At 59.9% G+C, this 25,300-nt stretch carries 24 protein-coding genes (1 of these 24 running past the window's edge); 5 read left to right on the plus strand and 19 right to left on the minus strand.

Annotated elements, in window-relative coordinates; all coding sequences use genetic code 11:
• Positions 1–545: 545 nt before the first annotated feature.
• Together gltP and ACP6KB_RS00460 are read left to right on the plus strand one after the other, a co-directional pair.
• Entirely contained in the window at positions 546–1,877 is a 1,332-nt protein-coding gene (gltP, locus tag ACP6KB_RS00455) for a glutamate/aspartate:proton symporter GltP (protein ID WP_442111232.1), read from the plus strand.
• Between the two features lie 193 nt (positions 1,878–2,070).
• Entirely contained in the window at positions 2,071–3,300 is a 1,230-nt protein-coding gene (locus ACP6KB_RS00460) for a nucleoside recognition domain-containing protein (protein ID WP_442111234.1), read from the plus strand.
• On the opposite strand, the gene ACP6KB_RS00465 is transcribed toward ACP6KB_RS00460, so the two are convergent.
• From ACP6KB_RS00465 to ACP6KB_RS00505, 9 genes are all read right to left on the minus strand, one after another.
• Positions 3,282–3,917 carry an ABC-type transport auxiliary lipoprotein family protein gene (locus ACP6KB_RS00465; RefSeq protein ID WP_442111236.1) on the minus strand — a complete coding sequence of 212 codons (636 nt, stop codon included), beginning with the start codon at positions 3,915–3,917 and terminating at the stop codon, positions 3,282–3,284. The two genes, ACP6KB_RS00460 and ACP6KB_RS00465, sit on opposite strands and share 19 nt — an antisense overlap.
• A complete protein-coding gene (locus ACP6KB_RS00470; protein WP_442111238.1) occupies positions 3,914–4,852 on the minus strand; it encodes an MlaD family protein in 939 nt (312 codons plus the stop codon). The genes ACP6KB_RS00465 and ACP6KB_RS00470 overlap by 4 nt, the downstream gene beginning before the upstream one ends.
• A 1-nt stretch (position 4,853) precedes the next feature.
• Positions 4,854–5,648, minus strand: a complete 795-nt coding sequence (locus ACP6KB_RS00475) for an ABC transporter ATP-binding protein (RefSeq protein WP_442114397.1) — start codon at positions 5,646–5,648, stop codon at positions 4,854–4,856.
• A 5-nt stretch (positions 5,649–5,653) separates the two neighbouring features.
• Positions 5,654–6,796 carry an ABC transporter permease gene (locus ACP6KB_RS00480; RefSeq protein WP_442111240.1) on the minus strand — a complete coding sequence of 381 codons (1,143 nt, stop codon included), beginning with the start codon at positions 6,794–6,796 and terminating at the stop codon, positions 5,654–5,656.
• 38 nt (positions 6,797–6,834) lie between these two features.
• Entirely contained in the window at positions 6,835–7,854 is a 1,020-nt protein-coding gene (locus tag ACP6KB_RS00485; protein ID WP_442111242.1) for a DUF5924 family protein, read from the minus strand.
• A gap of 127 nt (positions 7,855–7,981) precedes the next feature.
• Positions 7,982–9,349 carry a M16 family metallopeptidase gene (locus ACP6KB_RS00490; protein ID WP_442111244.1) on the minus strand — a complete coding sequence of 456 codons (1,368 nt, stop codon included), beginning with the start codon at positions 9,347–9,349 and terminating at the stop codon, positions 7,982–7,984.
• A gap of 34 nt (positions 9,350–9,383) precedes the next feature.
• Complete coding sequence (locus ACP6KB_RS00495) at positions 9,384–11,042, minus strand: Na/Pi cotransporter family protein (protein WP_442111246.1); 1,659 nt, start codon at positions 11,040–11,042, stop codon at positions 9,384–9,386.
• A gap of 218 nt (positions 11,043–11,260) precedes the next feature.
• A complete protein-coding gene (locus tag ACP6KB_RS00500; protein WP_442111248.1) occupies positions 11,261–12,034 on the minus strand; it encodes a TerC family protein in 774 nt (257 codons plus the stop codon).
• 73 nt (positions 12,035–12,107) lie between these two features.
• Entirely contained in the window at positions 12,108–13,415 is a 1,308-nt protein-coding gene (locus ACP6KB_RS00505; RefSeq protein ID WP_442111250.1) for a CitMHS family transporter, read from the minus strand.
• A 303-nt stretch (positions 13,416–13,718) separates the two neighbouring features.
• Here ACP6KB_RS00505 and ACP6KB_RS00510 point away from each other — a divergent pair, with 303 nt between their 5' ends.
• Entirely contained in the window at positions 13,719–14,120 is a 402-nt protein-coding gene (locus ACP6KB_RS00510) for a GFA family protein (protein WP_442111251.1), read from the plus strand.
• Positions 14,121–14,130: 10 nt separating this feature from the next.
• Here the strand turns inward: ACP6KB_RS00510 and ACP6KB_RS00515 are convergent, their stop codons facing one another.
• The 10 genes from ACP6KB_RS00515 to ACP6KB_RS00560 all read right to left on the minus strand — a co-directional run bounded on the left by ACP6KB_RS00515 (position 14,131) and on the right by ACP6KB_RS00560 (position 23,886).
• Positions 14,131–16,089 carry a DUF7844 domain-containing protein gene (locus ACP6KB_RS00515; RefSeq protein WP_442111253.1) on the minus strand — a complete coding sequence of 653 codons (1,959 nt, stop codon included), beginning with the start codon at positions 16,087–16,089 and terminating at the stop codon, positions 14,131–14,133.
• A complete protein-coding gene (locus ACP6KB_RS00520) occupies positions 16,086–16,406 on the minus strand; it encodes a DUF2388 domain-containing protein (RefSeq protein WP_442111255.1) in 321 nt (106 codons plus the stop codon). Before ACP6KB_RS00520 ends, ACP6KB_RS00515 begins: the two co-directional genes overlap by 4 nt.
• A 27-nt stretch (positions 16,407–16,433) precedes the next feature.
• The gene (locus tag ACP6KB_RS00525; RefSeq protein WP_442111257.1) at positions 16,434–16,727 is read right to left on the minus strand and encodes a DUF2388 domain-containing protein; all 294 of its coding nucleotides are present in this window, start codon (positions 16,725–16,727) and stop codon (positions 16,434–16,436) included.
• Between the two features lie 121 nt (positions 16,728–16,848).
• Positions 16,849–17,166: a DUF2388 domain-containing protein gene (locus tag ACP6KB_RS00530; protein WP_442111259.1), complete on the minus strand. Its 318-nt coding sequence runs from the start codon at positions 17,164–17,166 to the stop codon at positions 16,849–16,851.
• Between the two features lie 292 nt (positions 17,167–17,458).
• Entirely contained in the window at positions 17,459–17,674 is a 216-nt protein-coding gene (locus ACP6KB_RS00535) for a DUF1127 domain-containing protein (protein ID WP_442111261.1), read from the minus strand.
• 318 nt (positions 17,675–17,992) lie between these two features.
• Positions 17,993–19,486 carry an acetyl-CoA hydrolase/transferase family protein gene (locus tag ACP6KB_RS00540; RefSeq protein WP_442111263.1) on the minus strand — a complete coding sequence of 498 codons (1,494 nt, stop codon included), beginning with the start codon at positions 19,484–19,486 and terminating at the stop codon, positions 17,993–17,995.
• Positions 19,487–19,663: 177 nt separating this feature from the next.
• Entirely contained in the window at positions 19,664–21,100 is a 1,437-nt protein-coding gene (locus tag ACP6KB_RS00545; protein ID WP_442111265.1) for an NAD(P)(+) transhydrogenase (Re/Si-specific) subunit beta, read from the minus strand.
• A gap of 2 nt (positions 21,101–21,102) precedes the next feature.
• Positions 21,103–21,420: an NAD(P) transhydrogenase subunit alpha gene (locus ACP6KB_RS00550; RefSeq protein WP_107024308.1), complete on the minus strand. Its 318-nt coding sequence runs from the start codon at positions 21,418–21,420 to the stop codon at positions 21,103–21,105.
• Positions 21,421–21,431: 11 nt separating this feature from the next.
• Positions 21,432–22,553 (minus strand): Re/Si-specific NAD(P)(+) transhydrogenase subunit alpha, encoded by a 1,122-nt coding sequence (locus ACP6KB_RS00555; RefSeq protein WP_442111268.1) that lies wholly within the window; start codon positions 22,551–22,553, stop codon positions 21,432–21,434.
• Positions 22,554–22,959: 406 nt separating this feature from the next.
• Positions 22,960–23,886, minus strand: a complete 927-nt coding sequence (locus ACP6KB_RS00560; protein WP_442111270.1) for a LysR substrate-binding domain-containing protein — start codon at positions 23,884–23,886, stop codon at positions 22,960–22,962.
• Between the two features lie 160 nt (positions 23,887–24,046).
• On the opposite strand from ACP6KB_RS00560, the gene ACP6KB_RS00565 reads away from it, so the two are divergent.
• Entirely contained in the window at positions 24,047–25,228 is a 1,182-nt protein-coding gene (locus ACP6KB_RS00565; RefSeq protein ID WP_442111272.1) for an acyl-CoA dehydrogenase, read from the plus strand.
• A gap of 14 nt (positions 25,229–25,242) precedes the next feature.
• A protein-coding gene (locus tag ACP6KB_RS00570) for a CaiB/BaiF CoA transferase family protein (protein WP_442111274.1) crosses the window boundary here: on the plus strand, positions 25,243–25,300 show its 5' end (the start). It continues 1,163 nt past the right edge of the window; 58 of the gene's 1,221 nt are visible here — the first part of the coding sequence; the start codon lies at positions 25,243–25,245; its stop codon lies beyond the right edge, outside the window.

Below are 25,300 nucleotides of genomic sequence, written 5' to 3' on the forward strand. Positions count from 1 at the left end.
TCTGGCAGCTCCCTGTTGAAGGGACTGTTCGAACTGGCTTCCGTAACGCTTTAGCAATTCTTCGCTCCCTATCGATTTTTTTGATTGTTCCCGCCAACGGCGTACACGCATATTTCCATGCGACCGTACATCGATATTTTTTCACCCCGCCAAGGTGCTCGATCCGAGGTGATTTCACGCATTCGGATTGTCGAACAACACCCTTTCACACTCAGCTGGATACGTCTAAATCTGCCGGATTGTGGCGCTTTGGCCATCGTCGGAATTCCGAACGCCCCTTGAGCAACCCTCTGGGACGCTCGTTTTGACCTGAAAAGATCATGCCGATTCGGCATAGGGTAGTCGCTTACGGCATTAGACGCCCCCCCTTCTCGTGGGAATAGTTGCGCCTTTTTTCGCTGGCCTGAGCGTTCAAACGCTCGCTTGCGGTGACCTTCTACGGAGTCGCCTGGCAATAGCCTTCAACGACCAGATACCGCTGTTAACAGCTCTGGATCGCGGTTTTTAGCCAAGTGCCCGTGGCCACTTGAAGAAAAGGTAATGATATGAAGAAGGCAAAGCTAAGCCTCGCCTGGCAGATCCTCATCGGTCTGGTATTGGGGATTGCAATCGGCGCTTTACTGAATCATTTCAGTGCAGAAAAGGCATGGTGGATCAGTAACGTCCTGCAACCTGCCGGTGACATCTTCATTCGCCTGATCAAGATGATCGTCATCCCGATCGTGATTTCGTCGCTGATCGTGGGTATCGCCGGAGTTGGCGATGCGAAAAAACTGGGCAGTATCGGCCTGAAGACCATCATCTACTTTGAGGTGGTGACCACCATCGCCATCGTGGTGGGTCTGGTTCTGGCCAACCTGTTCCACCCGGGTGCCGGTATCGACATGAGCACCTTGGGCACTGTCGATATTTCCAAGTACCAAGCTACCGCCGCTGAGGTTCAGCATGAGCATGCGTTTATCGAAACCATCCTCAACCTGATCCCGTCGAACATCTTCGCAGCGCTGATGCGTGGCGAAATGCTGCCGATCATCTTCTTCTCGGTACTGTTCGGCCTGGGCTTGTCGAGCCTGCAGGCAGACATTCGCGATCCGTTGGTGAAAACCTTCCAGGGCGTCTCCGAAGCCATGTTCAAGGTCACTCACATGATCATGAACTACGCGCCAATCGGTGTGTTCGCGCTGATCGCGGTGACCGTCGCCAACTTCGGCTTCGCCTCGCTGCTGCCATTGGCCAAGCTGGTGCTGCTGGTGTACTTCGCCATCGCCTTCTTCGGCTTCATGGTGCTGGGTCTGATTGCTCGCTTGTTTGGTTTCTCGATCCTGAAGATCATGCGCATCTTCAAGGACGAGCTGGTTCTGGCTTACTCCACCGCCAGCTCGGAAACCGTACTGCCGCGTGTTATCGAGAAGATGGAAGCCTACGGTGCGCCGAAAGCGATCTGCAGCTTCGTGGTACCGACCGGCTACTCGTTCAACCTTGACGGTTCGACCCTGTACCAGAGCATCGCGGCCATCTTCATCGCCCAGTTGTACGGTATCGATTTGTCGATCAGCCAACAGCTGCTGCTGGTGCTGACCTTGATGGTGACCTCCAAAGGTATCGCCGGCGTGCCGGGCGTGTCCTTCGTGGTGTTGCTGGCTACCCTGGGCAGCGTTGGTATCCCGCTGGAAGGCCTGGCCTTCATCGCCGGTGTCGACCGCATCATGGACATGGCCCGTACTGCCCTGAACGTTATCGGTAACGCCCTAGCCGTGCTGGTTATCGCACGCTGGGAAGGCATGTACGACGACGCCAAAGGCCAGCGCTACTGGAACTCGCTGCCGCACTGGCGCAGCAAAGAAGCTGCCCCGGCTGGCAAGACTGCCAACCACTAAGTTGCAGCTTGGCTGAACGAAGAGCCCCGACCCTGTCGGGGCTTTTTCGTTCTGGTAGGAGCGGGCTTGCCCCGCGATAGCGATCTGCCAGGCACACCGCATCGCGGGGCAAGCCCGCTCCAACCCACCTCCGGCGGTGCATTGGTTGGCGGCTGCCGCTATCATTCGTCGCAACTGTGTGGGGGAACAACGGATGCTCAACGGCCTTTGGCTTGGTTTTTTTGTGGTCGCGGCCATCTCCGCGCTGGCGCAATGGCTGGTCGGTGGCAATGCCGGGGTGTTTGCCGCGATGGTCGAAAGCATCTTCGCCATGGCCAAGCTCTCGGTCGAGGTGATGGTCCTGCTGTTCGGTACGCTGACCCTGTGGCTGGGCTTTCTGAAGATCGCCGAACAGGCCGGTATCGTTGAATGGTTGGCCAAGGTCCTCGGCCCGCTGTTTGCCCGTCTGATGCCGGAGGTGCCACCCGGCCACCCGGCGCTTGGCCTGATCACCCTGAACTTCGCCGCCAACGGCCTGGGCCTGGACAACGCCGCCACCCCCATTGGCCTCAAGGCGATGCGGGCGCTGCAGGAGCTGAACCCCAGCTCGACCACCGCCAGTAACGCGCAGATCCTCTTCCTGGTGCTGAACGCGTCGTCGTTGACCCTGCTGCCCGTGACCATCTTCATGTACCGCGCCCAACAAGGCGCCACGGACCCGACCCTGGTGTTCCTGCCGATCTTGCTGGCGACCAGTGCTTCGACCCTGGTTGGCCTGCTGTCGGTAGCGGTGATGCAGCGCTTGCGCCTATGGGACCCGGTCGTGCTCGCCTACCTGGTGCCCGGCGCCCTGCTGCTGGGCGGCTTCATGGCGTTTCTGGGAACGCTGTCGGCCACCGCGTTGGCCGGGCTTTCGTCGATTCTCGGCAACCTCACCCTGTTCGGCCTGATCATCCTGTTTTTGCTGGTGGGGGCGTTCAAGCGGGTGAAGGTCTATGAAACCTTCGTGGAAGGCGCCAAGGAGGGCTTTGACGTCGCCAAGAGCCTGCTGCCCTATCTGGTTGCCATGCTCTGCGCAGTCGGCGTGCTGCGCGCCTCAGGCGCGCTGGAGCTAAGCCTGGACGGTATCCGCCATGTGGTGGAGTGGCTGGGTATGGATACGCGCTTTGTCGAGGGCCTGCCTACCGCCCTGGTCAAACCGTTCTCGGGCAGTGCTGCACGGGCGATGTTGATCGAAACCATGCAGACCCACGGGGTCGACAGCTTCCCGGCATTGATCGCTGCGACGATTCAGGGCAGTACCGAAACCACCTTCTATGTACTGGCCGTGTATTTCGGTGCGGTGGGCATTCAGCGCGCTCGCCATGCCGTGGGTTGCGCGCTGCTCGCTGAACTGGCCGGGGTGATTGCGGCGATTTTCGTCTGCTACTGGTTCTTTGCCTGAAGCTGCGCCTGATTGGCCTGGGCCAAGGTCCAGGCCAGCAGTTGCGCCATTAACTGGTCGCTGGCGCTGCCGAAACCGTTGACCACCGCCGGCACTTGCTTGTCACTCAACGGTTGGCGCACTTCAAAGCGGCGGCTGGCGAGAATGCGCTGGCTGCGCCCTTGCACCAGGCGTGCGTCATAGCGGACCACCACCGCCAGGCCGCTGGCACTGTATTCACTCTGAAAGGCCTGTAGTTCGCCTGCCAGCTCGTAGTCAGCCTGCAGGTTGCTGTCATCGGCGCTCAGCCGTGGCACCCGGCCATCGCGCTGGAAGGCATCGAGCATGCGGTTGCGCAGCAGCAAGGGGGCCGGATCGCTCCAGCGCGCGCCTTTGTAATTGCTGATGAGATTACCGTCGGGCACCACCGCGATTTTAGGACTGTTGAGGGCATCACTGGCCAGCGGCTTGTTGATCCGCAGTGACCAACTGACTGCAGTGCTCGCAGCGGCTGGCTGACTGGTTGCGGCCGAAGGTAGGAGGTAGACATCGGCAGGCTCAGCCTTGGGCAGGATCGAACAGGCACTGCTCAGGCTCAGCGCCATCGTCAGAACCAGAAAGCGGCAGGTACGGCTCATGGCGTGAACTCCTTGTTGTTGTCACGGCCGAGCAGATAGCCGCTGGGGTTGGCTTCCAGACGCTGGGAGATGGCCTTCAGCGAATTCAGGGTTTCGCGCAGCTCGCGTATGGCCGGGGCCAGTTGATTCAGGCCTTGCGCACCCTCGTCGAGGGCTTCGCGGTTGTCGTTGAGCAGGCTGTTGATGGTCGCGGTGCTCTGCGCCAGTGACTGCATGGCCTGCTCGGCGCTGCCAAAGGCCTGCTTGCCCTGGTTGTTGAGCAAGCCGCTGGCATTGCGCATCAGTGCGCTGGTTTGCTCCAGCATGCTGCTGGCCTGGTTACCGACCTGGGTCAGTTGCTGGAGCGCGGTGCGGATATCGCCGCGTTGTTCGCTGAATGCGGCCGTGGTCTGCTCCAGATGATTGAGGGTTTTGCTCAGGCTGGCGGCGTTGTCTTCGGAGAACAACAGGTTGGCGTTGTTGACCAGCAGGTTGATGTTGGTCAGCAGGTCACTGCCGTTATCGAGCAAGCGGGCAATCGGTGAGGGTGAGGCAACGATCACTGGCAGCTTGCCATTTTTGCCTTTGAGCTCCGGGCTTTGCGGTGTGCCGCCACTGAGCTGGATGAACGAGGTGCCGGTGATGCCGGTCAAGGTCAGCTTGGCCCGGGTGTCTTCCTTGATTGGCGTATCGGCGCTCAAGCGTATCCTGGCCAGCACCCGGCGTGGATCTTCCGGGTCCAGGCGCAAGCTGGTGACATCCCCGACCTTGATGCCGCTGTACTGCACCGAGCTGCCGCGGGACAAGCCAGACACCGCTTCATTGAACACCACTTCGTAGTCTTTGAAGGTGCTGTCGACGCTGGACTTGGTCAGCCACAGGCCGAACAGCATGGCGCCAGCGACCACAATGACAGTAATCAGGCCGATCAGCACATGATGTGCACGGGTTTCCATCTCAACGCTCCTTTGCCGCAGTGGCGGCCTGATACGCCGCACGGCCACGCGGGCCGTGAAAGTATTCATGAATCCAGGCGTCGTCGGTGTCTTCGACCTGGGCTATCGGGCCCGCCACCAGGACTTTCTTCTGCGAGAGTACGGCCACCCGGTCGGTGATGGTGTAGAGCGTATCCAGGTCGTGGGTGATCAGGAATACGCTCAGGCCCAAGGCATCGCGCAGGGTCAGAATCAATTGGTCAAAGGCTGCTGCGCCAATCGGGTCCAGGCCAGCGGTGGGCTCATCGAGAAACAGAATGTCCGGATCAAGGGCCAACGCCCGGGCCAGCGCGGCGCGTTTGATCATGCCGCCGGACAACGACGCCGGGTATTTGTCGGCGGCGGAGATCGGCAAGCCAGCCAGGGCCAGTTTGACCCCGGCCAGGTGTTCGGCATCGGCGCGCGACAGGCCGGCGTGTTCGATCAGCGGCAAGGCGACGTTCTCGGTGACGGTCAGCGATGAGAACAGCGCGCCCTTCTGGAACAACACACCAAAGCGGCGTTCGACCTTCGAGCGCTGTTCGTCATTCAGGCCACTGAGGTCCTGGCCGAACACTTTGACCTGACCTTCGTTAGGCCTACGCAGGCCAACGATGCTGCGCAGCAATACCGACTTGCCGCTGCCAGAGCCACCCACCACGGCCAGGATTTCACCGCGATACAGGTCCAGGTCCAGTTGTTCATGCACGCTCTGGGTACCGAAGCGGTTGCAGATCCCACGGGCTTCGATCACTGCCTCGCGGCTGCTGGGGGTTATCTGGCTCACCAGCCCATCTCCATGAAGAACAACGCCGCCACCGCATCCAGAACAATCACCACAAAGATCGATTGCACCACGCTGGAGGTGGTATGAGCCCCCACCGACTCGGCGCTGCCACTGACTTTGAAGCCTTCCAGGCAACCAATGGCGGCAATCAGGAAGGCAAAGAACGGCGCCTTGGCCAGGCCGACGAGGAAATGCTGGACGCCGATGTCGCTCTGCAGCAGCGACAGGAACATCGCCGGTGAGATATCCAGCGACAGGGCGCACACCACCGCCCCGCCGATGATGCCGCAGAGCATTGCGACGAACGTCAGCAGCGGCAGGGCAATCAGCAGCGCCAGGACCCGGGGCACCACCAGCAACTCGACCGGGTCCAGACCCAAGGTACGAATGGCGTCGATTTCTTCGTTGGCTTTCATTGAGCCGATTTGCGCGGTAAAGGCACTGGCGGTGCGACCGGCCATGAGAATGGCAGTCAGCAGTACGCCGAACTCGCGCAGGAAGGAGAACGCCACCAGATCGACGGTGAAGATACTGGCGCCAAACCCGGCCAGAACCGTGGCACCAAGAAACGCCACCACTGCGCCGACCAGAAAGGTCAGCAGGGCAACAATCGGTGCGGCATCCAGGCCAGTCTGTTCGATATGTGCGACCACCGAAGTGACTCGCCAACGCTGCGGCTGGAACAGGCGTAGCACCAGGGTTTGCAGGATCAGGCCGACGAAGCCCAGTACCTGCAAAGTGTCTTGCCAGAGGATGTCTACCGCGCAGCCAATGCGGGTGAGCAACTGAATCAGCACCGATTTTTCGGGCTGCTTTTCCGGAATGCAGAAGTCTTGCACAGAGCAGTAGACGGTTTGCAGCAGCGCTCGGCTCGCTTCTGGCAGTTGGCTGCTCTGGGCCAGGCGCGATAACCGCTCAGGTCCGAGCAAGTCGACCAGCAGTGCGGCACCTGCGGTGTCCAGGTGACCGAGCTGGTCGAGATCGACTTCGGCGCTCTGATCGTACTGGCCGATCAGGCCCTCACTGTTGCGCTTGAGGCTGGCGTAGTTGGCCAGGGTCCAGTCACCGACAATGCGCAAGCGTGCGGGGCTGCTTGTGGTGTCCAGGGTTGCGCTGGCTGGTGTAGTCATAGGCTCCATGCAGTTCGACCGACAGTTCGCAGCTTCAGAGCATAGCGTTACTCAGCCTTTGCCGCTTGACCATCGTCAACCACCTTGAAGCGCAGCACGCCGATGACCTGGCCATCTTCGGTCAGCACCCTGACCTGCCAGCGCCCCACCGGGTTGGCCGGGAAGTTCTGCTTGTGCGTCCAGGCGCGGTAGCCTTCCTTGCGTCCACCGTGGATGTCGAGGGCGATGCGGTCGACTTCTTTGCCGTTGAATTGCCACACATGGTAGATCCGCTCGTTGAGCCCACGCGGTGCATTGATGGCGGTAAAGGCATAGAGCCCGGCGCGGATCTCACTGGCGTTGATCTGCTTCAGGCTTTTGCCGGGGGTGCGATTTTCCACCTGGGTGCTGACCGCCACTTCGGTCATCCACAGCGTCGCCGGTGGTACCCACGAGCGCAGCATCCAGCCGCTGGCGCCGACAGCGAGGGTAATCACCACCAGCATCACGCCGCGTCGCCAGTGAATGATCGAGAAGCTGCTGGCCAGGCTTGGGAATGACAGCAGCATGGCAATCCCCAAGGCCAGCTTGAAGCTCTGCGAGGTGGTCAGGTGCAGAATGATCGGTAATGCGGTGAGCAACGCGGCGAACAGCGTCAGGGTATGCAGGGCGAGAAACAGCCAGCGCCGTGGCGCCAGCCACTTGTAGTACAGCGGGTCGATGATCGAAATCAGCCCGGCCGCGCCGAGCAGGCCGGTAAACACCAGCTGGCCGCTGTTCCAGGTGGTGGTGACGAAAAAGAATGGCAGGACGAAAAACAGGCTTTCCTGATGGATCATCTGTGTGGCGTAGCGCAGCAGCGGCTGCGGGATCTCACGCTTGAACACCTTGGCGAACAGTTGCGTGAAGGTGTTCTCCAGCATCAGCCAGATCCAGCTGATCAGCATGACAATGGCGATCCAGCTGGCCAGGCCTTCCTGGCGATCGACCAGGATGAAGCTGGCGATACCGGAGATAAAGCCGCCAAGGGCGATGACGCCGGGGTAGCGTTTGATCAGCTCGATCAGACGCTGGACATAGTGAGGCATGAAGGTGTTCGCAGAGTGAGGTTCAAACCCGAACAGGATACGCTGGTTTGTAGGAGCGGGCTTGCCCCGCGATTGCGGTGTGTCAGTTAAATTGGAATCGCGGGGCAAGCCCGCTCCTACAGGGGCGTCAGCGTCGGCGCCAGATCAGCCCGCCAATAATCAGAATTCCCAGCCCCAGCGCGATGAGCCCATACAACCCGTCATAACTGATCAACGGCTGTTCGATGCGCACATAGCCGGGTTTGGCCAGCAGCCGCTGCAGCGCCTGGTTGGCATCCTTCAGGCTGACCCGGCGCAGGGTACGCACCGGATCGGCAAAGTGCCCGTCGAGGTAGTCGTTCAAGGCCCCCCAGTAATAGTCCGCCAAGGCGGCATTGCCTTGGGTGGTCCAGGCTTCGCGATCAATCGTGGCTTGTTTGACCCGCTCGAAGATGACCGGGTCCAGGCCATTTTTGCGCAGTTGCTCGAGCATATCGCGCAAGGCCTGTTCGGCTTCCTCGACGTCCGTGCGGTCGAGATCGGCATTCAGGCTCATCAAGCCCGTGTCGCCGAAGCTTTCGCGTTGAGTGAAAGGCCCGTACGACAAGCCGCGCTTGAGCCTGAGCTCTTCATACAGCGTCCAGTCCAGATAACGCTGTAGCAGGTCGTAGGTGTGGCCATGGTCGTTGTCCAACACCGGTTCCAGAAAAAACCAGTGCAAACGAGCGCTGTCGCCAAGCCAGCCGCGGGTCAGCACTCGATGCGCTTCGGCCTTTTGGCTGACACCCTCCAATGTCCGCCGCTCACCGGGCTCGGCCGGTGGCAACAGCGCATAGGTGCGTTCCAGATAAGCCGGCAGCACGCGATCCAGTCCACCGACCACGATCAGGCTCATGTTGTTGGCCGCATACCAGTGTTCGCGCACGTTATTGACCTGTTCGACGGTCATGTCGGCAACTGCGGAGCGTTCAGGGCACTTGAGCCCTAACTCCACCGCCAGCTGATCGCCGGCACGGTGGCCGAGGTCCTGGCGGTCCAGCCAGCGCTGCAGATGTGTGTAATGGCCGCCGTCTTCACGCTCGACGATTTGCTTGGACAGGGCCAATGCCTTCTCGTCGATCTTGGTGTCTTTGATCACGGACAACAGCAGGTCGAGCACTTTGCGCAGGTTGCGTGCAGGTGCTTCGATGACAAAGGTGGTGTCGGCACTGCTGGTGTAGGCATTCCACTCACCGCCAAGGGCTTGCATGCGCGCCTCAAGACCGCCCTCACCTGTTTCGTCGATACCACTGAACAGCACGTGTTCCAGCAGGTGCGGCAGCTCTTGCTGCTCACAGGGGAAATCGTCGAAGCCGACCCCGACCACCAGGCGAATCGACACATGGTTGCGTTCATAGCCTGATTTGAGCAGCACCTGCAGACCATTGGGCAGCAGGTAGCCTTCGACCTGCGAACGGTCGAGGGCAAAACTGGGCACGGCGCCCAGCAGCAGGCACAGGAACATCAGGCAACGCATGGCGAGCTTCCTTGCGGGAGTTCTGGGGTAGCGCTCAAGGTGAATGGGCATCGTCCGGCACACTGTCGAGCAGCAGACCACCGGTATCGGAGCCACCCAATACCACATAGGCACTGCTACAGAACAAGGAGTTCAGTCGTTTCATATCGGCAATCAGCTCCAGGTGCAAGGCGCTGGTCTCGATACTTTGCAACACTTTACGTTGCAGTCGGCTGACATGGGCATGGGCCAAACGCCTTTCCTGCGCACGAAAACGGCGTTTCTCCCGGAGTAATTGGCGCGCGCTCTCCGGGTCGGCACTAAGGAACACCGACAGACCCAGGCGCAGGTTGGCGAGCAACTGGCTGTGCAGCCCGGTCAGCTCTTCCAGGCCGACCTCGGAAAACTCGCGGCGCTGCGAGGTTTTTTGCTGCTGCACCTTGCGCAGCATGCGTTCGATCAGGTCGCTGGCCAGCTTGAGGTTGATCGCCAGCTCGATGATTTCAGCCCAGCGCTTGCTGTCCTGGGTGCTGAGGTCTTCGCGGGGCATCTGCGCCAGGTACAGTTTGATCGCGTTGTTCAGCGCTTCAACGTCTTCGCCCAGGCTGCGTACTTGCTGAGTCATTGCGGTTTGTGTGCCCAACAGCACGCTGTGCATGGCGTCGAGCATGTTGTCGATCAGATCGCCGACCCGCAACGTTTCGCGCACAGCGTTGGCCAAGGCCAGGCTGGGCGTGCTCAAGGCAGCGGGGTCCAGATGGCGCGGGCGGGCGCGGCCGTTGACCTCTGCCCGTTCCGGCAGCAACCAGCAGCAGATACGCGCCATGGGCGTGACGGTCGGTAGCATGATCAGGCAGCGCAGGCTGTTGTAGAGCAGGTGAAAGCCAATGACCAGTTCCTGGGCGCTGAAACTCAAGGAGTCCATCCAGTGCACCAGTGGGTCGAGCACCGGGATGATCAGCACCAGACCAATCAACTTGTATAGCAGGCTGCCCAAGGCCACCTGGCGTCCCGCCGCGTTCTGCATGCTGGTGCTGAGGAACGCCAACAGGCCGCTGCCGATGTTGGCGCCAATCACCAGGCCGATGGCCACTGGCAGGCTGATCAATTCAGCGCCGGCCAGCGTGGCCGTCAGCAGTACCGCAGCCAGGCTTGAATAGGAAATCAGCGCAAACAGGGCACCCACCAGAGCATCGAGGAGGATGTCGCCGGTCAGCGAGGCGAACAGGACTTTTACACCTTGCGCCTGAGTAATAGGCGCGGCGGCTTCGACGATCAATTGCAAGGCAAGGATGATCAGGCCCAGGCCGATACCAACACGTCCCAGTTGCCCAGCACGCGTTTGCTTGCGGGACAGAAAGAAGATCACCCCGAGGAAGATCAGCAGCGGTGACAGCCAGGACAGGTCAAAGGTCAGCACTCGCGCCATCAGCGCCGTACCGACATCGGCGCCGAGCATGATTGCCAGCGCCGGGGTCAGGGTCATCAGCCCCTGGCCAACAAAAGAGGTCACCAGCATGGCCGTCGCGTTACTGCTCTGGACCATGGCCGTTACCAGGATCCCGGCAATGAACGCCAGCGGACGCTTGCCCATGTTCTGGCTCAGCACACGCCGCAGGTTGGAGCCGTAAACCCGCAAGATCCCGGTACGCACAATGTGCGTGCCCCAAATCAACAGCGCCACGGCGGAGAGTAGATTGAGCAGGGTCAGCATTGAAATGGCCCCCTGTTGATCGCGCCCCAGTGGGGCAAATGGATGGTGCCGTGAGCCTGGCCTGATGACAGGCGATTTTTACCAGTGCTCACTTAAGCTGTAGTCGGCCCTAAGGCTTGGCGCCAGCATCGCATAGCCAGTGCAGGCTTTGAAACAAAAGCGTCATGAAAACAAATGAAAAAGGGCCCCGCAGGGCCCTTTTTAGCAGACGCTCCGGATTACTGACCCGGAATGTCCTTGCGAAGTTTCACTGGCTCGCCTTGTTCCTGGTTTTTCTTCCGGGCAATCGCGGTGCGCATCTTGATGTTGATGGCCTCGACTGCCAGGGAGAATGCCATGGCGAAGTACACGTAGCCTTTTGGTACATGCACATCGAAGGCCTCAGCGATCAGCACCGTACCCACCACGATCAGGAACGACAGCGCGAGCATCTTCAGCGAAGGATGCTTGTCGATGAAGTTACTGATGGCACCAGCGCAGAGCATCATCACCAGTACGGCGACAACGATCGCGGCGATCATCACCGGCACATGGGAAACCATACCGACTGCGGTGATCACCGAGTCCAGCGAGAACACGATATCGATGATGGCAATCTGGATGATGGTGTACAGGAACTTGCCGCCTGCACCGCTCGGCCCTTCATGGGTTTCATCCTCGCCTTCCAGGCCGTGGTAGATCTCCTGGGAGCTTTTCCACAGCAGGAACAGGCCACCGAAGAACAGGATCAGGTCGCGCCCGGAAATGCCCTGGTCGAACACCACGAACAGGTCGGCGGTCAGGCGCATGACCCAGGTGATCGACAGCAACAGCAGAATACGCGTGACCATGGCCAGGGCCAGGCCGAAAATCCGGGTGCGTTGCTGCATATGCTTGGGCATACGGCTGACCAGGATCGAGATCATGATGATGTTGTCGATGCCGAGAACGATCTCAAGAGCCGTCAAGGTAAAAAAGGCAACCCAGATTTCTGGGCTGGTCAGCCATTCCATGTGTATTCCTTCGCGCAATCAGTGCAGAGCGCCCGGGCAAAGGGCGCCGCTGCGGTTGGATGAAACCGTAGTTTTATAGGCTGCTGAACAGTGGGAAAATTCCCATCATCAGCGCGGCGAACATTATGCACAGGCAGACCAGTACTGCCCACTTCAGGGTGAAGCGTTGATGATCGCCGAAGTCGATACCAGCCAAGGCCACTAACAGATACGTAGAGGGTACCAGCGGGCTGAGCAGGTGTACGGGTTGGCCGACGATCGACGCCCGGGCCATTTCCACTGGCGAAATACCGTAATGGCTGGCCGCTTCGGACAACACAGGCAGCACGCCGTAGTAGAAGGCATCGTTGGACATAAAGAAGGTAAACGGCATGCTGACGATTGCAGTGATCACCGCCAGGTAAGGGCCCAGGGCTTCAGGAATCACCGCCAGCAGGCTCTTGGACATGGCCTCGACCATGCCGGTACCGGAGAGAATACCGGTGAAGATACCCGCCGCGAAAATCAGCCCGACGACCGCCAGAACGTTGCCGGAGTGGGCGGCAACGCGCTCTTTCTGCATTTGCAGGCACGGGTAGTTGACGATCATGGCGATACTGAACGCGACCATGAACAGCACCGGCAGTGGCAGCAGGCCTGCGACCAGGGCAACCATCAATGCTGCAGTCAGGGCGCCGTTGAACCAGATCATTTTCGGGCGACGCGCATCGGGGAACTGCGAAACGCTGATCTCGCTGTGGTTGATCTCGTCACCCGGCAGGTGCAACTCGCCCAGGCGAGCGCGTTCACGCTTACCGTACATGTAGGCGATGGCAAGAATTGCCAGCACGCCCGCCAGCATCGCCGGGATCATCGGTACGAAAACATCCGACGGGTCGACATGCAGGGCACTGGCCGCACGGGCCGTTGGGCCGCCCCACGGGGTCATGTTCATCACCCCGCCCGCCAGAATGATCAGGCCGGCCATGATTCGCGGGCTCATGCCCAGGCGGCTGTACAGCGGCAGCATGGCGGCCACGCAGATCATGTAGGTGGTGGCGCCATCACCGTCCATCGAGACCACCAGCGCCAGCACAGCGGTGCCTACCGACACCTTCAGCGGGTCGCCTTTGACCATCTTGAGGATCTTGCGCACGGCCGGGTCGAACAGACCGGAGTCGATCATCAGGCCGAAGTACAGGATGGCGAACATCAACATCACCCCGGTTGGGGCCAGTTTGGTGATGCCTTGCAGCATCATTGGGCCGATATCGCCCGAAAAGCCGCCGAACAGGGCGAACAGGATCGGTACCAGAATCAGGGCGATCAAGGCCGACAGGCGCTTGGTCATGATCAGGTACATGAAGGTGATGACCATGGCAAAGCCGAGGAAGGTCAGCATGGGAGTACTCCAGGCGTTTCGCGTCGAATTGAGAACGGGTCGGGCGGATCAGCGCGCGAGGCGCGGCGCATGGAATAACGGAGGGCGTGCAGCGAGGAGGCGGTTGTAGGCAAACATCAGAATCACCATTGTTGTTGTTAATTGGGCCGGGCGCTGTACAAGAAGTCAGGTGCCCTGGCTGACCGGTCTGTGCCGGTAGTGGCGGTAATCCTAAGGTGGCAAGCTTTCAGCCAGCTTTCGCTGGCCCTAAGGCGACGAGAGGTGCATTGTTATTGTTCGGCAACGTGGCAGGAGGGGCATGCCATGCATCAGACGTACGAAGGCGGCTGCCATTGCGGCGCCTTGAGATACCGGGTTCGTGGGCCTCTGACAGACGTCGCGCACTGTCATTGCTCAGTGTGCCGACGTGTCAGTGGTGGTCTGCTGGTGACTTGGGCCACCCTGCCCTGCAGTGACTTCCAGTGGCTGAGCGGTACGCCGCAATGCTACGACTCGTCGCCCAGTTGCGTGCGTTACTTCTGCAGTCGCTGTGGCAGCCACCTGGCGCTGACCACAGACCTGAGCCCGGAAACCATCGACATCACCATTACCACCCTGGATCAGCCGGAAGTGGCCCAGCCGCAAAAACACATCTGGACTAGCAGCCGTTTGCCTTGGTTGCACCTGGATGAACACCTGCCAGGCGAGGACGAAGAAGCGCTTTAACGCAGCAGCTTCAAGGCAGTTGCAGGCCGCCGGCTGCTTTGTGCAGGGCGCGCAGGTGCTCGCCGACCTGCTTGATATTGGCCTCGACTGCGTTGATTTCCGCTGCCCGGGCTGGGCCCAGCAGTGCCCGCACTTCTTTGTCCAGGTCAGTGGTGAGTAGCTGCAGCTGTTGTTGGCGCTGGGTGGACTCGCTGATCAACAGTTGTTGTTCACTGGCCTGTGGCAAGCCGTAGCCGCTGTTGCCCAGCAGTTCCGCTGGCCGACTGAGGAAGCCGCTGTTGGCAAGAATTTGCTGCAGGGTGCCGTTGGCCTTGGCGACGCTGGCGTCGTTCGCATCCCGCCCGCTCAGATAGCGCTGCTTGACCTCGTCCTGAGCCAGCAGCAATTGCTGGCGCAAGCTGGCCTGTTCCAGCAGCAGCAAGGCCGCACTGGTGCGCAGGTCGGCACGTTCAAACCATTGCTGGCGTTGCTTGGCAGGCTGCTCAAGCCAGGCTTCAACAGTGTCCTGAGGGATCGGCAGCTGCTTCTTCAGCACCATGAACATGGCTTGATAGCGGTCACGGTAGGAGTCGAAGCGGTAGCCCAGGCGCAGCGCTTCGCGTGGGTCATCAAGCACGCTGGTATCGGCCAGGCCACGCCCTTGCAGCACTTCGAGCAAACCGTTGGGCATGATGTTGTCCAGGTCTGTCAGGCGCGGGTTGGCGGTGCCGCTGCGCAGCAGTTTGAGGGTCTCTACCGCGCAGTTGTTGGACAGGAAGTAGTAGTTGCCGTCGTAGCTCCAATGCATCTCGGCGGCCTGGCGCACCAGGTTTTCCAGCTCGTCGCGGTTCAGCTTGAGGGGGATCGAGGCAAGGCTACGCAGCTCGGTCTTGGTGTATTCATCGATGACCTGAGCCAATGGCAGTACAAACAGGCGTGAGGGATACGCACCTGTCAGCCCGTCCCAGCTCGACAGCTGCACATCGTTGACGAAGGCGCGGTACGACAGCACCAAGTGCTGGTCGAGGTCGAGACGGCAATCAGGGCCACGTGGCCGCCCCGGTGCACAGATGACCAGGCGCAACATGCTGTGCCCCCAGCGGCTGACCAGATTCTGGTTGGCCTCGGCCAGCAGGTAATCGACGGCATACACCCGTTCTGGATCGATTTCACCCAGGGGGGCCTTGGCAAAATCGTTGCCGGCATTGAGGAACGGCAACGCCTTGGCACAGGCCGGATGCTCAGGTGCCCAGTCGAAGTGGGCTTTCAGATAACTGTGCAGGGCTGGCCGACGGCACGCGAAGCTCGGGTCTAGGAGGAAATACTCCATGTTGACCGCAATGAATTCCTTGGGGCTGCTCAGCTCATAACTGTCGGGGCTGCGGGCCACCTGACGGTTATGCTGCTCGCGCTCCCCTCGCCTGCCGACATATTGCGGCCAGCCAGCAAGGTCGAGCAGGCGTGGATCATCGCTGAGGGTGAAGCGCCGTTCGGTTTGGCCACGGCATTCTTCGGGCAGGCCAACCTTGCCCTGGCTGCTCAACAGCCGGGTGCAACGAGTGATCAGGTGACGTTCGGTGCCTTGCCAGAGGCGTGCGCGATCATAAATGTGGGTCAGCTCATGCAGCACCGTAGCCAGTAGCTCTTGGCGCACAGTGCCATGCGGGCGGCCAGTCTTGCTGGTGGCAGCGCTGCCATCGGTGAGTGCGGGCAGCAGCCGACGGTTGAGCTCCAGGGTGGATACCAGCGATGCCTGGCCATAGGCATCTTCTGGCATCTTGGTGCCCCAGCTCACGCGGATACGGCGATCAAGCCGGGTTTTGAAGCCAGGCGGCAACGCCTGCATGGCTTCGTCCAGCAGCGCCTGACTGGCACGCTGCTGTGCAGGGTTCAGACCTTCAGTCTGAAGTTGCAGCTGCAGATCGGCCAGTACAGGGCCACCCAATAGCGTCAGGAAGCTACCGAGCAGCCAGGCGCGCAGGGCTTTCACAGGGCGAGAATGGCTTCAGCCAGGACCTGATCGCTGGCCTCGCGTGCTTCAGGCACACGCTGGCGCAGGGTGTTGAACGCGGACTCTAGCTGCGAACCACGAATTTCACCGTTGCTGGCAACGTAGCTGGCGGCGTCGTCACGGGCTTCACGCACGACTTTGGAGTCACGGATGGAGGTGGTGGTGTCGGAGGTGAAGTCGATCGAGCGGCCGAAAGCGCGAACGATGATATTGCTGGTGGCCACCAGGGTTTGTGCCTGGGCTACATCGGCCAGCAACATAAGGCCAAGGGTGGCGGCAATCAGCGGGTTACGCATGGAGCATCTCCGGAAGAACAAGGGTAATCATTGGACGAGAATTGCCTGCGCCAGTTCAAGGTCGCTGGCATGAAGTTTGAGGTTGGCCTGACGAACCTGGCTCAAGGCTGCCTGTAACCGGGCGCCGCGCAGTTGGCCATCGGTTGCGACAAACACCGCAGCGTCATCCTGGGCATCGTGCAGCAGTTTGCGATCGAAGGGTGCTGAAGTCACCTTGCTGGTGACGTAGCCACTGACGACAAGGTTGTTGGTGGTGAGGTCCAGGGCCTGAGCGGCACTGCTCCAGCAAAGCACAAGCAACAGCAATGACAGATAACGCATGGGTCTCGTTAGGCTGGTGAATCAGGCAGCAAAGGCTATCCCAATGCGCTGGCGAGGGCCAGCGCAGGGTACCCGGCTTCATTGCATGTTGTTACATGTTCGAAGCCGGATTCAGGCAGTGTTACAGCGCCAGGATAGCCTGAGCCAGTTGCGCGTCGCTGGCCTGCAGGCTTGGGGCCTGCTGACGAATGTGAGCGAAAGCGCTTTCGAGTTTCACACCGCGGATATCGCCTTGGCTGGCAACGAAGCTGGCGGCGTCGTCGCGGGCAGCGCGGACGATTTTGTCGTCACGGAACGAAGAAGAAACGTCGGATGTCGCATCGGTAGAGGCAGCAACACCGCGGACGATGGTGTCAGTGGTTACGACGAAGCTGGTGGCGTTGGCAGTGGAAGCCAGGGTGAGCACCAGTGCGGCGCCAAACAAGCGGGTACGGAACATGGTCGATCTCCTGATTGGACGGGCTCTTTGTGTCAGACGCACGCTCAGCTGGTTTCGCTACTTTTACCAAGCTGGGTGCTGTAAGGGTATCACGCGGTGAGCGTCTGCGAGTTGGACAAGGTAACGGCGATATTTATCAACTGTACCTATAAAAAATAACTCTTTGGAAACTGTACTTGTTTGGTAAGCAGCCGCTCTATTTCGGGGCTTCAGAATGACAAAACCCGTCAGCAGTGACCTGCGACGGGTTTTGTAGAATTCGAGGTGCCGGCGTTGGCCGGCGAGCCCTGCATTAACGCCAGAACGGCTTGCTCAGCTCTTCGTAGCGTTGTGCTTCGCTGATGCCGGCATCGGCCAGCAGACGCGAATCCAGGCGGGCCAACTGGTGGCGGCTGGCGATGCGGCGTTGCCACAGCATCAGGTTAGCCAGCAGGCGCAGTGGCAGCGCGGCCTGGGATTGTTTTTCGGAGCGTTCGAAAACCAGATCGGAACTGAGGGTACGTTCCATGATGTCATCCTTCCGCTTGTGGCGGCATTAGGTAGTGATTTAACTGATGCCAATGATCCTCCTCTGTTGACCATAACAGTAGATACAGTTCACCTACATTGTGATGGGCCAGTTAACTGTTTTACGGCACTGTTGCACTTCAAATAGGCGTAACTGTACTGGTCGGCACCGATCTGGTGCATTTTTGTGCAGGTAGAGGTCGTAGGAAGGGAAATGCGGGGGCAAAACACCGGTACAGTAGAACAGTTTTTGATTTTGAACTGTACCTAGGATTCAGCCGGTGGGCATTGCGCGCCACCGACTGAACGCTGCGTGGTCTTAGCTGGCGAGCATGCGACCGGTCTCTTCCAGGTTTTCGTGCCACGCCAAGGCTTCGCGCAGGATGTGCGGAGTATGGCCGCCACGCTCGCAAGCGCGGTTGAAGTAGTCGTTCAACGCTTCGCGATAGTCTGGGTGTACACAGTTGTCGATGATCACGCGGGCACGTTCACGTGGCGCCAGGCCGCGCAAATCGGCCAGGCCTTGTTCGGTCACGAGGATGTCGACGTCATGCTCGGTGTGGTCAACGTGGCTGACCATCGGCACTACGCTGGAGATCGCGCCGCCCTTGGCAATCGACTTGGTGACGAAGATCGCCAGGTGAGCGTTGCGGGCGAAGTCGCCGGAACCGCCGATGCCGTTCATCATCCGGGTGCCGCAGACGTGCGTGGAGTTGACGTTGCCGTACAGGTCGAACTCAAGGGCAGTGTTGATGCCGATGATGCCCAGGCGACGAACGACTTCCGGGTGGTTGGAGATTTCCTGAGGGCGCAGCACCAGCTTGTCTTTGTAGTGCTCCAGGTTACCGAACACGTCAGCGTTGCGGCGGCTCGACAGGGTGATGGAGCTGCCCGAGGCAAAGCTCAGTTTGCCAGCGTCGATCAGGTCGAAGGTCGAATCCTGCAGTACTTCGGAGTACATGGTCAGGTCTTCGAACGGCGAGTCGATCAGGCCGCACATGACCGCGTTGGCAATGCTGCCGATACCAGCTTGCAGCGGGCCGAGCTTGTTGGTCATGCGCCCTGCCGCCACTTCCTGCTTGAAGAAGTTGATCAGGTGGTTGGCGATGCCTTGGGTTTCATCGTCTGGCGGCAGTACGGTAGACGGTGAGTCCGGCTGCTCGGTGATGACGATGCCGACAATTTTGGCCGGATCGATCGGGATCGCGGTGCTGCCGATGCGATCATCGACTTTTACCAGCGGGATCGGCGTGCGGGTTGGCCGGTAGGTCGGGATGTAGATGTCGTGCAGGCCTTCCAGGTTGGCGTTATGGGCCATGTTGATCTCGACGATCACCTGTTTGGCGAAAATCGCGAAGCTGGCCGAGTTACCCACCGACGTGGTCGGTACGATGTGGCCTTGTTCGGTGATGGCGACGGCTTCGATAACCGCGATGTCCGGCAGTTTCAGTTGCTGGTTACGCAGTTGTTCCACGGTTTCCGACAGGTGCTGGTCAATGAACATGACCTTGCCATCGTTGATGGCCTTGCGCAGGGTGCTGTCGACCTGGAATGGCATACGGCGGGCCAGTACACCGGCTTCGGTCAGTTCCTTGTCCAGGTCGTTGCCCAGGCTGGCGCCGGTCATCAGGCTGATTTGCAGCGGTGATTGCTTGGCACGTTCGGCCAGTGCATGCGGCACCGCCTTGGCTTCGCCGGCGCGGGTAAAACCGCTCATGCCGACGGTCATGCCGTCCTCGATCAGGCCAGCGGCATCAGCCGCACTCATTACCTTGCTGTGCAGGGAGGACAAGCGGATACGATCACGGTACATGGATTGTTATCTCAGGCTACTAAAGCTAGATGCGCAGTCTAGTGATTTAGCAGCCCGGCGTCCCGCGACCAAGGTCGAATGCTCAGCCATGAAATAGAGCCTTCCGTCGGCGGGCCGGGCATTAAAAAGCCCCAGCCGGTACCGCGCTGGGGCTAATTGTCACAGGCCTGAAACGACTCAGTCGACAGCCTTGACCATGTCTTCGATGACCTTCTTGGCGTCACCGAAAACCATCATGGTTTTGTCCAGATAGAACAATTCGTTATCAAGGCCTGCATAGCCACTGGCCATGGAGCGCTTGTTGACGATGATGGTCTTGGCCTTGAACGCTTCAAGAATCGGCATGCCGGCGATCGGCGACTTCGGATCGTTCTTCGCCGCCGGGTTGACCACGTCGTTGGCGCCGAGCACCAGCACCACGTCGGCTTGGCCGAACTCGGAGTTGATGTCTTCCATCTCGAACACCTGGTCGTACGGCACTTCAGCTTCGGCCAACAGCACGTTCATGTGCCCAGGCATACGCCCTGCCACCGGGTGAATCGCGTAGCGCACCGTCACACCGTTGTGGGTCAGCTTCTCGGTCAGTTCCTTGAGCGCGTGCTGGGCACGCGCCACCGCCAGGCCGTAGCCAGGCACGATGATCACCGAGTCGGCATTGCTGAGCAGGAAGGTGGCGTCGTCGGCCGAGCCGGATTTGACCGGGCGAGCCTCTTGCGCACCGGCCGGGCCGCCGGCATCTGCAGCGCCACCGAAGCCACCGAGAATCACGTTGAAGAACGAGCGGTTCATCGCCTTGCACATAATGTACGAGAGGATGGCACCGGACGAACCCACCAAGGAGCCTGCAATGATCAGCATCGAGTTGTTCAGCGAGAAGCCGATACCGGCCGCCGCCCAGCCCGAATAGCTGTTGAGCATCGACACCACCACCGGCATGTCGGCGCCGCCAATCGGGATGATGATCAGCACGCCCATGATGAAGGCCAGGATCAGCATCAGGGCAAAGGCGCTGTAGCTACCGGTGAAGGTGAAGACCAGGCCCAGGCCAATCGTTGCCAGACCCAGGACCAGGTTGAGCTTGTGCTGGCCGCTGAACTGTACCGGTGCGCCCTGGAACAGGCGGAACTTGTACTTGCCCGACAGTTTGCCGAAGGCGATGACCGAACCGGAGAAGGTGATCGCACCAATCGCCGCGCCAAGGAACAGCTCCAGGCGGTTACCGGTCGGGATCGGGTCGCTGATGTTGGAGACAATGCCCAGCGACTGCGGCTCGACCACCGCAGCAATGGCAATGAACACCGCCGCCAGACCGATCATGCTGTGCATGAATGCAACCAGCTCAGGCATCTTGGTCATTTCAACGCGTTTGGCCATGATCGAGCCAGCCGAGCCGCCCACCAACAGGCCAACAATGACGTAGCCGATGCCATCAGTAGCCAGCTCTGCGCCCAGCTTGTAGATCAAGCCGACGGTAGTGACGATCGCCAGGGCCATGCCGAGCATGCCGAACAGGTTGCCACGCCGCGAGGTGGTCGGGTGCGACAGGCCCTTGAGCGCCTGGATGAAGCACACCGAGGCGACGAGGTAGAGAAGTGTTACCAGGTTCATGCTCATGTTTACTGCTTCCCCTCAGCCTTTGCGGCTTTCTTCTTGAACATCTCCAGCATGCGCCGGGTGACGAGGAATCCACCGAATACGTTGACCGCTGCCAAGGCGACCGCGAGGGTGCCCATGATCTTGCCCAGCGGGGTTACGGTCAGGGCGGCAGCCAGCATGGCGCCGACGATGACGATGGCGGAAATGGCGTTGGTGACCGCCATCAGAGGGGTATGCAGTGCTGGGGTGACGTTCCACACCACGTGATAACCGACATAGATCGCCAGCACGAAAATGATCAGGTTATAGACGCCGTGAGAGATCAGCATGTCTTCCATTGTCTGGCTCCTTATCCGTTCTTGCGGATGATCTGGCCGTCGCGGCACATCAGGCACGCGGCGACGATATCGTCTTCGAGGTTGATCACCAGTTCGCCATCTTTGGTGAACAGCAGCTTGGTGAAGTCGAGCAGGTTACGGGCGTACAGCGCCGAAGCATCTGCACCGACCTGCGCCGGCAGGTTGGTCGGGCCGACGATGGTCACGCCCTGCTCTACCACCACCTGGTCAGCGACCGTCAGCGGGCAGTTGCCGCCCTGGGCGGCCGCGAGGTCAATGACCACCGAACCTGGCTTCATCTGCGCAACGGTTTCGGCGCTGAGCAAGGTGGGCGCCTTGCGCCCGGGGATCAGTGCGGTGGTAATGACGATATCGGCCTGTTTGGCGCGCTCGTGCACGGCCTGGGCCTGGCGTTGCATCCAGCTGGCCGGCATCGGGCGGGCATAGCCGCCGACACCTTCGGCACATTCGCGCTCTTCATCGGTCTCGTACGGCACATCGATGAACTTGGCGCCCAACGACTCGATCTGCTCTTTAACCGCCGGACGCACGTCCGAGGCTTCGATCACTGCACCCAGACGCTTGGCGGTGGCAATGGCCTGCAGACCAGCAACGCCTGCACCCAGAATCAACACGCGCGCGGCTTTTACCGTGCCGGCTGCGGTCATCAGCATCGGCATGAAGCGCGGATAGTGATGAGCGGCGAGCAGCACGGCTTTATAACCGGCAATGTTGGCTTGCGAGGACAGCACGTCGAGGCTCTGCGCCCGTGAAGTGCGCGGCGCTGCTTCCAGCGCGAAGGCGGTAATGCCGCATTCAGCCATCTTGGTGATGGTGTCGTTGTTGAACGGGTTGAGCATACCCACAAGAACGCTGCCGCTCTTGATCAGGGCCAGTTCGCTATCGTTGGGAGCCACAACTTTAAGAACAAGTTGTGCACCAAACGCATCGGCAGCGCTGCCAATAATGGCGCCTGCTGCTTCATAGGCACTGTCCGGAACGCTGGCATTGATGCCGGCGCCACTCTGGACGGTGACCTTATGCCCCTGACCAATCAGTTTCTTGATGGTTTCCGGGGTTGCAGCAACCCGTGTTTCGCCCGTCTGCGTTTCGAGAGGAACACCAATGTGCACGTCAAATCTCCTGCGTGATCTTTTGTTGGTAAACCAGCGCACTGCGGATGGTGCGTCTGGGGCGGCCGATCAGCACGATCCCGCCGAATTCAGGCGGGGCGCGGCATTTTGCAGGTGATTCCTGAATTGCTTCAACATGTTTTGAAGGGTGACGGTATGCAAACTACAAGTCACCCTGTGACCGTATGTCGCAATAATAGCCCTCGAGCCCGTCAAATACGGGCGTTAGGGAGATTACGTTAATTTTTGAAAAGATTCCGCCGATTTATCCAAAACCCGTAACAAAAACGCGATTTATGCCGTGAAAGCCGCATAGAACAAAGGGTTAATGGGCTTTGAGGGGGTGTCAAAACAGTTGTACGAATTGCGACATTTACGTACATCTGTAGGGTTCGAGTTTTGCTGACTACGGGGTCAGGTTATAGCTATCGTCCTTATGCTCTGCGGTGTAGCGCTCTGCTTGCTCGATCAGCCAATCGCGGAAAGCCCGCAATGAAGCCGATTCGACCTTGCGCTCCGGAATCATCAGGTAATAGGCCTTGATGCTTGACAGGCCGTGACGATTGGCCACAGCCAGGCGCCCTTCGGCCAGTTCACGCTGAATCAGGAACGGTGGAATGAGCGCTATACCCATCTCATGCATGGCTGCCTGCGCCAACATCGAGAATAGCTCATAGCGCGGGCCAGTCATGTCGCGGGTAACGTGCATATCCAGACTGTTGAACCATTGGCGCCAGGCATAGGGGCGTGTGGTTTGCTGAAGCAGCGGCAGCTGGGCGATCTGCTTGGCGTCCAACTGCCCTGCTCCTCCCAGTAAGTTTGGGCTGCACACAGGTACCGGGTTCTCGCCCATCAGGCGGTGGGACTGTGTACCGGACCAATCGGCATCGCCGAAATAGATCGCGGCATCAAAAGGTGTGTCGGCAAAAAGGAACGGCCGGGTACGGTTGGTCAGGTTGACCGTCACATCCGGATGGCGCTGCTGGAAGTCCTTGAGCCTGGGCAGCAGCCATTGGGTGCCGAAGGTCGGTACCACCGCCAGCTCGATCACATTGGCGCCCTGCTGGCGCATGACCGACAGCGTGTCGCGTTCTACCGCATCCAACTGCGTGGCCACCTGTCGGCTATAGGAAAGCCCCGCTTCAGTGAGCTTCACCCCGCGGCGTGAGCGGCGAAACAGTTCGACATTGAGAAACTCCTCCAGCCCGGCAATTTGCCGACATACGGCGCCCTGAGTCAGGGACAACTCTTGCGAAGCCTTGGTAAAGCTCTCGTGGCGGGCGGCTGCCTCGAAGCAGACCAGGGCGGCAGTGCTGGGGATCTTTCGGCGCATGTACGTCAACCTCACTAATAAGGCGTAAAGATGGCCTTCGCGCCGATTACGGAGTGAGAAATTATCACAAGAGTATGCGTATTCCTCGTTTGTCTCGTCGGCTGATCAGGCCTAGGATCAATGCACAACAACTCTGGTCCCATTTTTCGAGGATTCACTCATGGCCGGTAAAGCAAGCTTCAACTGGATCGACCCGCTGTTGCTCGACCAACAGCTCACTGAAGAAGAGCGCATGGTGCGTGACAGCGCTTATCAGTTCGCCCAGGACAAGTTGGCGCCGCGCGTGCTGGAAGCATTCCGCCATGAGCAAACCGACCCGGCGATCTTTCGCGAAATGGGCGAAGTCGGCCTGCTCGGCGCAACCATCCCCGAGCAGTACGGTGGCAGCGGCCTGAATTACGTGTGCTACGGCTTGATCGCTCGTGAAGTTGAGCGCATCGACTCCGGCTACCGTTCGATGATGAGCGTGCAGTCTTCCCTGGTTATGGTGCCGATCAACGAATTCGGCTCTGAAGCCACAAAACAGAAGTACCTGCCCAAGCTGGCTAGCGGCGAATGGATTGGTTGCTTCGGTCTGACCGAGCCTGACCATGGCTCCGATCCAGGCTCGATGATCACCCGGGCGAAGAAAGTCGACGGTGGCTATCGCCTGACCGGCAACAAAATGTGGATCACCAACAGCCCGATCGCTGATGTGTTTGTGGTGTGGGCCAAGGACGATGCCGGCGATATCCGTGGCTTCGTGCTTGAAAAAGGCTGGCAAGGCCTGAGTGCTCCGGCGATTCACGGCAAGGTGGGCCTGCGTGCCTCCATCACCGGTGAAATCGTGATGGACAACGTTTTTGTACCGGAAGAAAACATCTTCCCGGACGTGCGTGGCTTGAAAGGCCCGTTCACCTGCCTGAACTCTGCGCGTTATGGCATCTCCTGGGGCGCCCTGGGTGCCGCGGAAGCCTGCTGGCACACCGCTCGCCAGTACACCCTGGACCGTAAGCAGTTCGGTCGCCCTCTGGCCGCCAACCAGCTGATCCAGAAGAAACTGGCTGACATGCAGACCGAGATTACTCTGGCCCTGCAAGGCTGCCTGCGCCTGGGGCGGATGAAAGATGAAGGGAGCGCGGCGGTCGAAATCACCTCGATCATGAAGCGCAACTCCTGCGGTAAAGCCCTGGATATCGCCCGTCTGGCGCGTGACATGCTGGGCGGCAACGGTATCTCCGACGAGTTCGGCGTAGCCCGTCACCTGGTCAACCTGGAAGTGGTCAATACCTATGAAGGTACCCACGACGTGCACGCGCTGATCCTTGGTCGTGCCCAAACCGGCATCCAGGCCTTCTACTAATAAGGAGCCAGCCCATGGGCGCGCTATCTCATCTGCGGGTGCTTGATTTGTCGCGAGTACTGGCCGGGCCGT

The sequence above is a fragment of the Pseudomonas sp. NUPR-001 genome, assembly GCF_052147955.1.
In the GTDB taxonomy this organism is placed as follows: domain Bacteria; phylum Pseudomonadota; class Gammaproteobacteria; order Pseudomonadales; family Pseudomonadaceae; genus Aquipseudomonas.

Bases quoted from the DNA above. Each gene is read 5' to 3' on its own strand.
- ACP6KB_RS00500 (WP_442111248.1), bottom strand. From the start codon at position 12,034: ATGGAATGGCTGACCAGCCCAGAAATCTGGGTTGCCTTTTTTACCTTG.
- ACP6KB_RS00505 (WP_442111250.1), bottom strand. From the start codon at position 13,415: ATGCTGACCTTCCTCGGCTTTGCCATGGTCATCACCTTCATGTACCTG.
- ACP6KB_RS00460 (WP_442111234.1), top strand. From the start codon at position 2,071: ATGCTCAACGGCCTTTGGCTTGGTTTTTTTGTGGTCGCGGCCATCTCC.
- ACP6KB_RS00550 (WP_107024308.1), bottom strand. From the start codon at position 21,420: ATGGAAGACATGCTGATCTCTCACGGCGTCTATAACCTGATCATTTTC.
- ACP6KB_RS00495 (WP_442111246.1), bottom strand. From the start codon at position 11,042: ATGCTGACCCTGCTCAATCTACTCTCCGCCGTGGCGCTGTTGATTTGG.
- ACP6KB_RS00480 (WP_442111240.1), bottom strand. From the start codon at position 6,796: ATGGAGCCTATGACTACACCAGCCAGCGCAACCCTGGACACCACAAGC.
- ACP6KB_RS00470 (WP_442111238.1), bottom strand. From the start codon at position 4,852: ATGGAAACCCGTGCACATCATGTGCTGATCGGCCTGATTACTGTCATT.
- ACP6KB_RS00465 (WP_442111236.1), bottom strand. From the start codon at position 3,917: ATGAGCCGTACCTGCCGCTTTCTGGTTCTGACGATGGCGCTGAGCCTG.
- gltP (WP_442111232.1), top strand. From the start codon at position 546: ATGAAGAAGGCAAAGCTAAGCCTCGCCTGGCAGATCCTCATCGGTCTG.
- ACP6KB_RS00485 (WP_442111242.1), bottom strand. From the start codon at position 7,854: ATGCCTCACTATGTCCAGCGTCTGATCGAGCTGATCAAACGCTACCCC.
- ACP6KB_RS00490 (WP_442111244.1), bottom strand. From the start codon at position 9,349: ATGCGTTGCCTGATGTTCCTGTGCCTGCTGCTGGGCGCCGTGCCCAGT.
- ACP6KB_RS00565 (WP_442111272.1), top strand. From the start codon at position 24,047: ATGGCCGGTAAAGCAAGCTTCAACTGGATCGACCCGCTGTTGCTCGAC.
- ACP6KB_RS00520 (WP_442111255.1), bottom strand. From the start codon at position 16,406: ATGCGTAACCCGCTGATTGCCGCCACCCTTGGCCTTATGTTGCTGGCC.
- ACP6KB_RS00545 (WP_442111265.1), bottom strand. From the start codon at position 21,100: ATGAGCATGAACCTGGTAACACTTCTCTACCTCGTCGCCTCGGTGTGC.
- ACP6KB_RS00560 (WP_442111270.1), bottom strand. From the start codon at position 23,886: ATGCGCCGAAAGATCCCCAGCACTGCCGCCCTGGTCTGCTTCGAGGCA.
- ACP6KB_RS00525 (WP_442111257.1), bottom strand. From the start codon at position 16,727: ATGCGTTATCTGTCATTGCTGTTGCTTGTGCTTTGCTGGAGCAGTGCC.
- ACP6KB_RS00530 (WP_442111259.1), bottom strand. From the start codon at position 17,166: ATGTTCCGTACCCGCTTGTTTGGCGCCGCACTGGTGCTCACCCTGGCT.
- ACP6KB_RS00535 (WP_442111261.1), bottom strand. From the start codon at position 17,674: ATGGAACGTACCCTCAGTTCCGATCTGGTTTTCGAACGCTCCGAAAAA.
- ACP6KB_RS00510 (WP_442111251.1), top strand. From the start codon at position 13,719: ATGCATCAGACGTACGAAGGCGGCTGCCATTGCGGCGCCTTGAGATAC.
- ACP6KB_RS00540 (WP_442111263.1), bottom strand. From the start codon at position 19,486: ATGTACCGTGATCGTATCCGCTTGTCCTCCCTGCACAGCAAGGTAATG.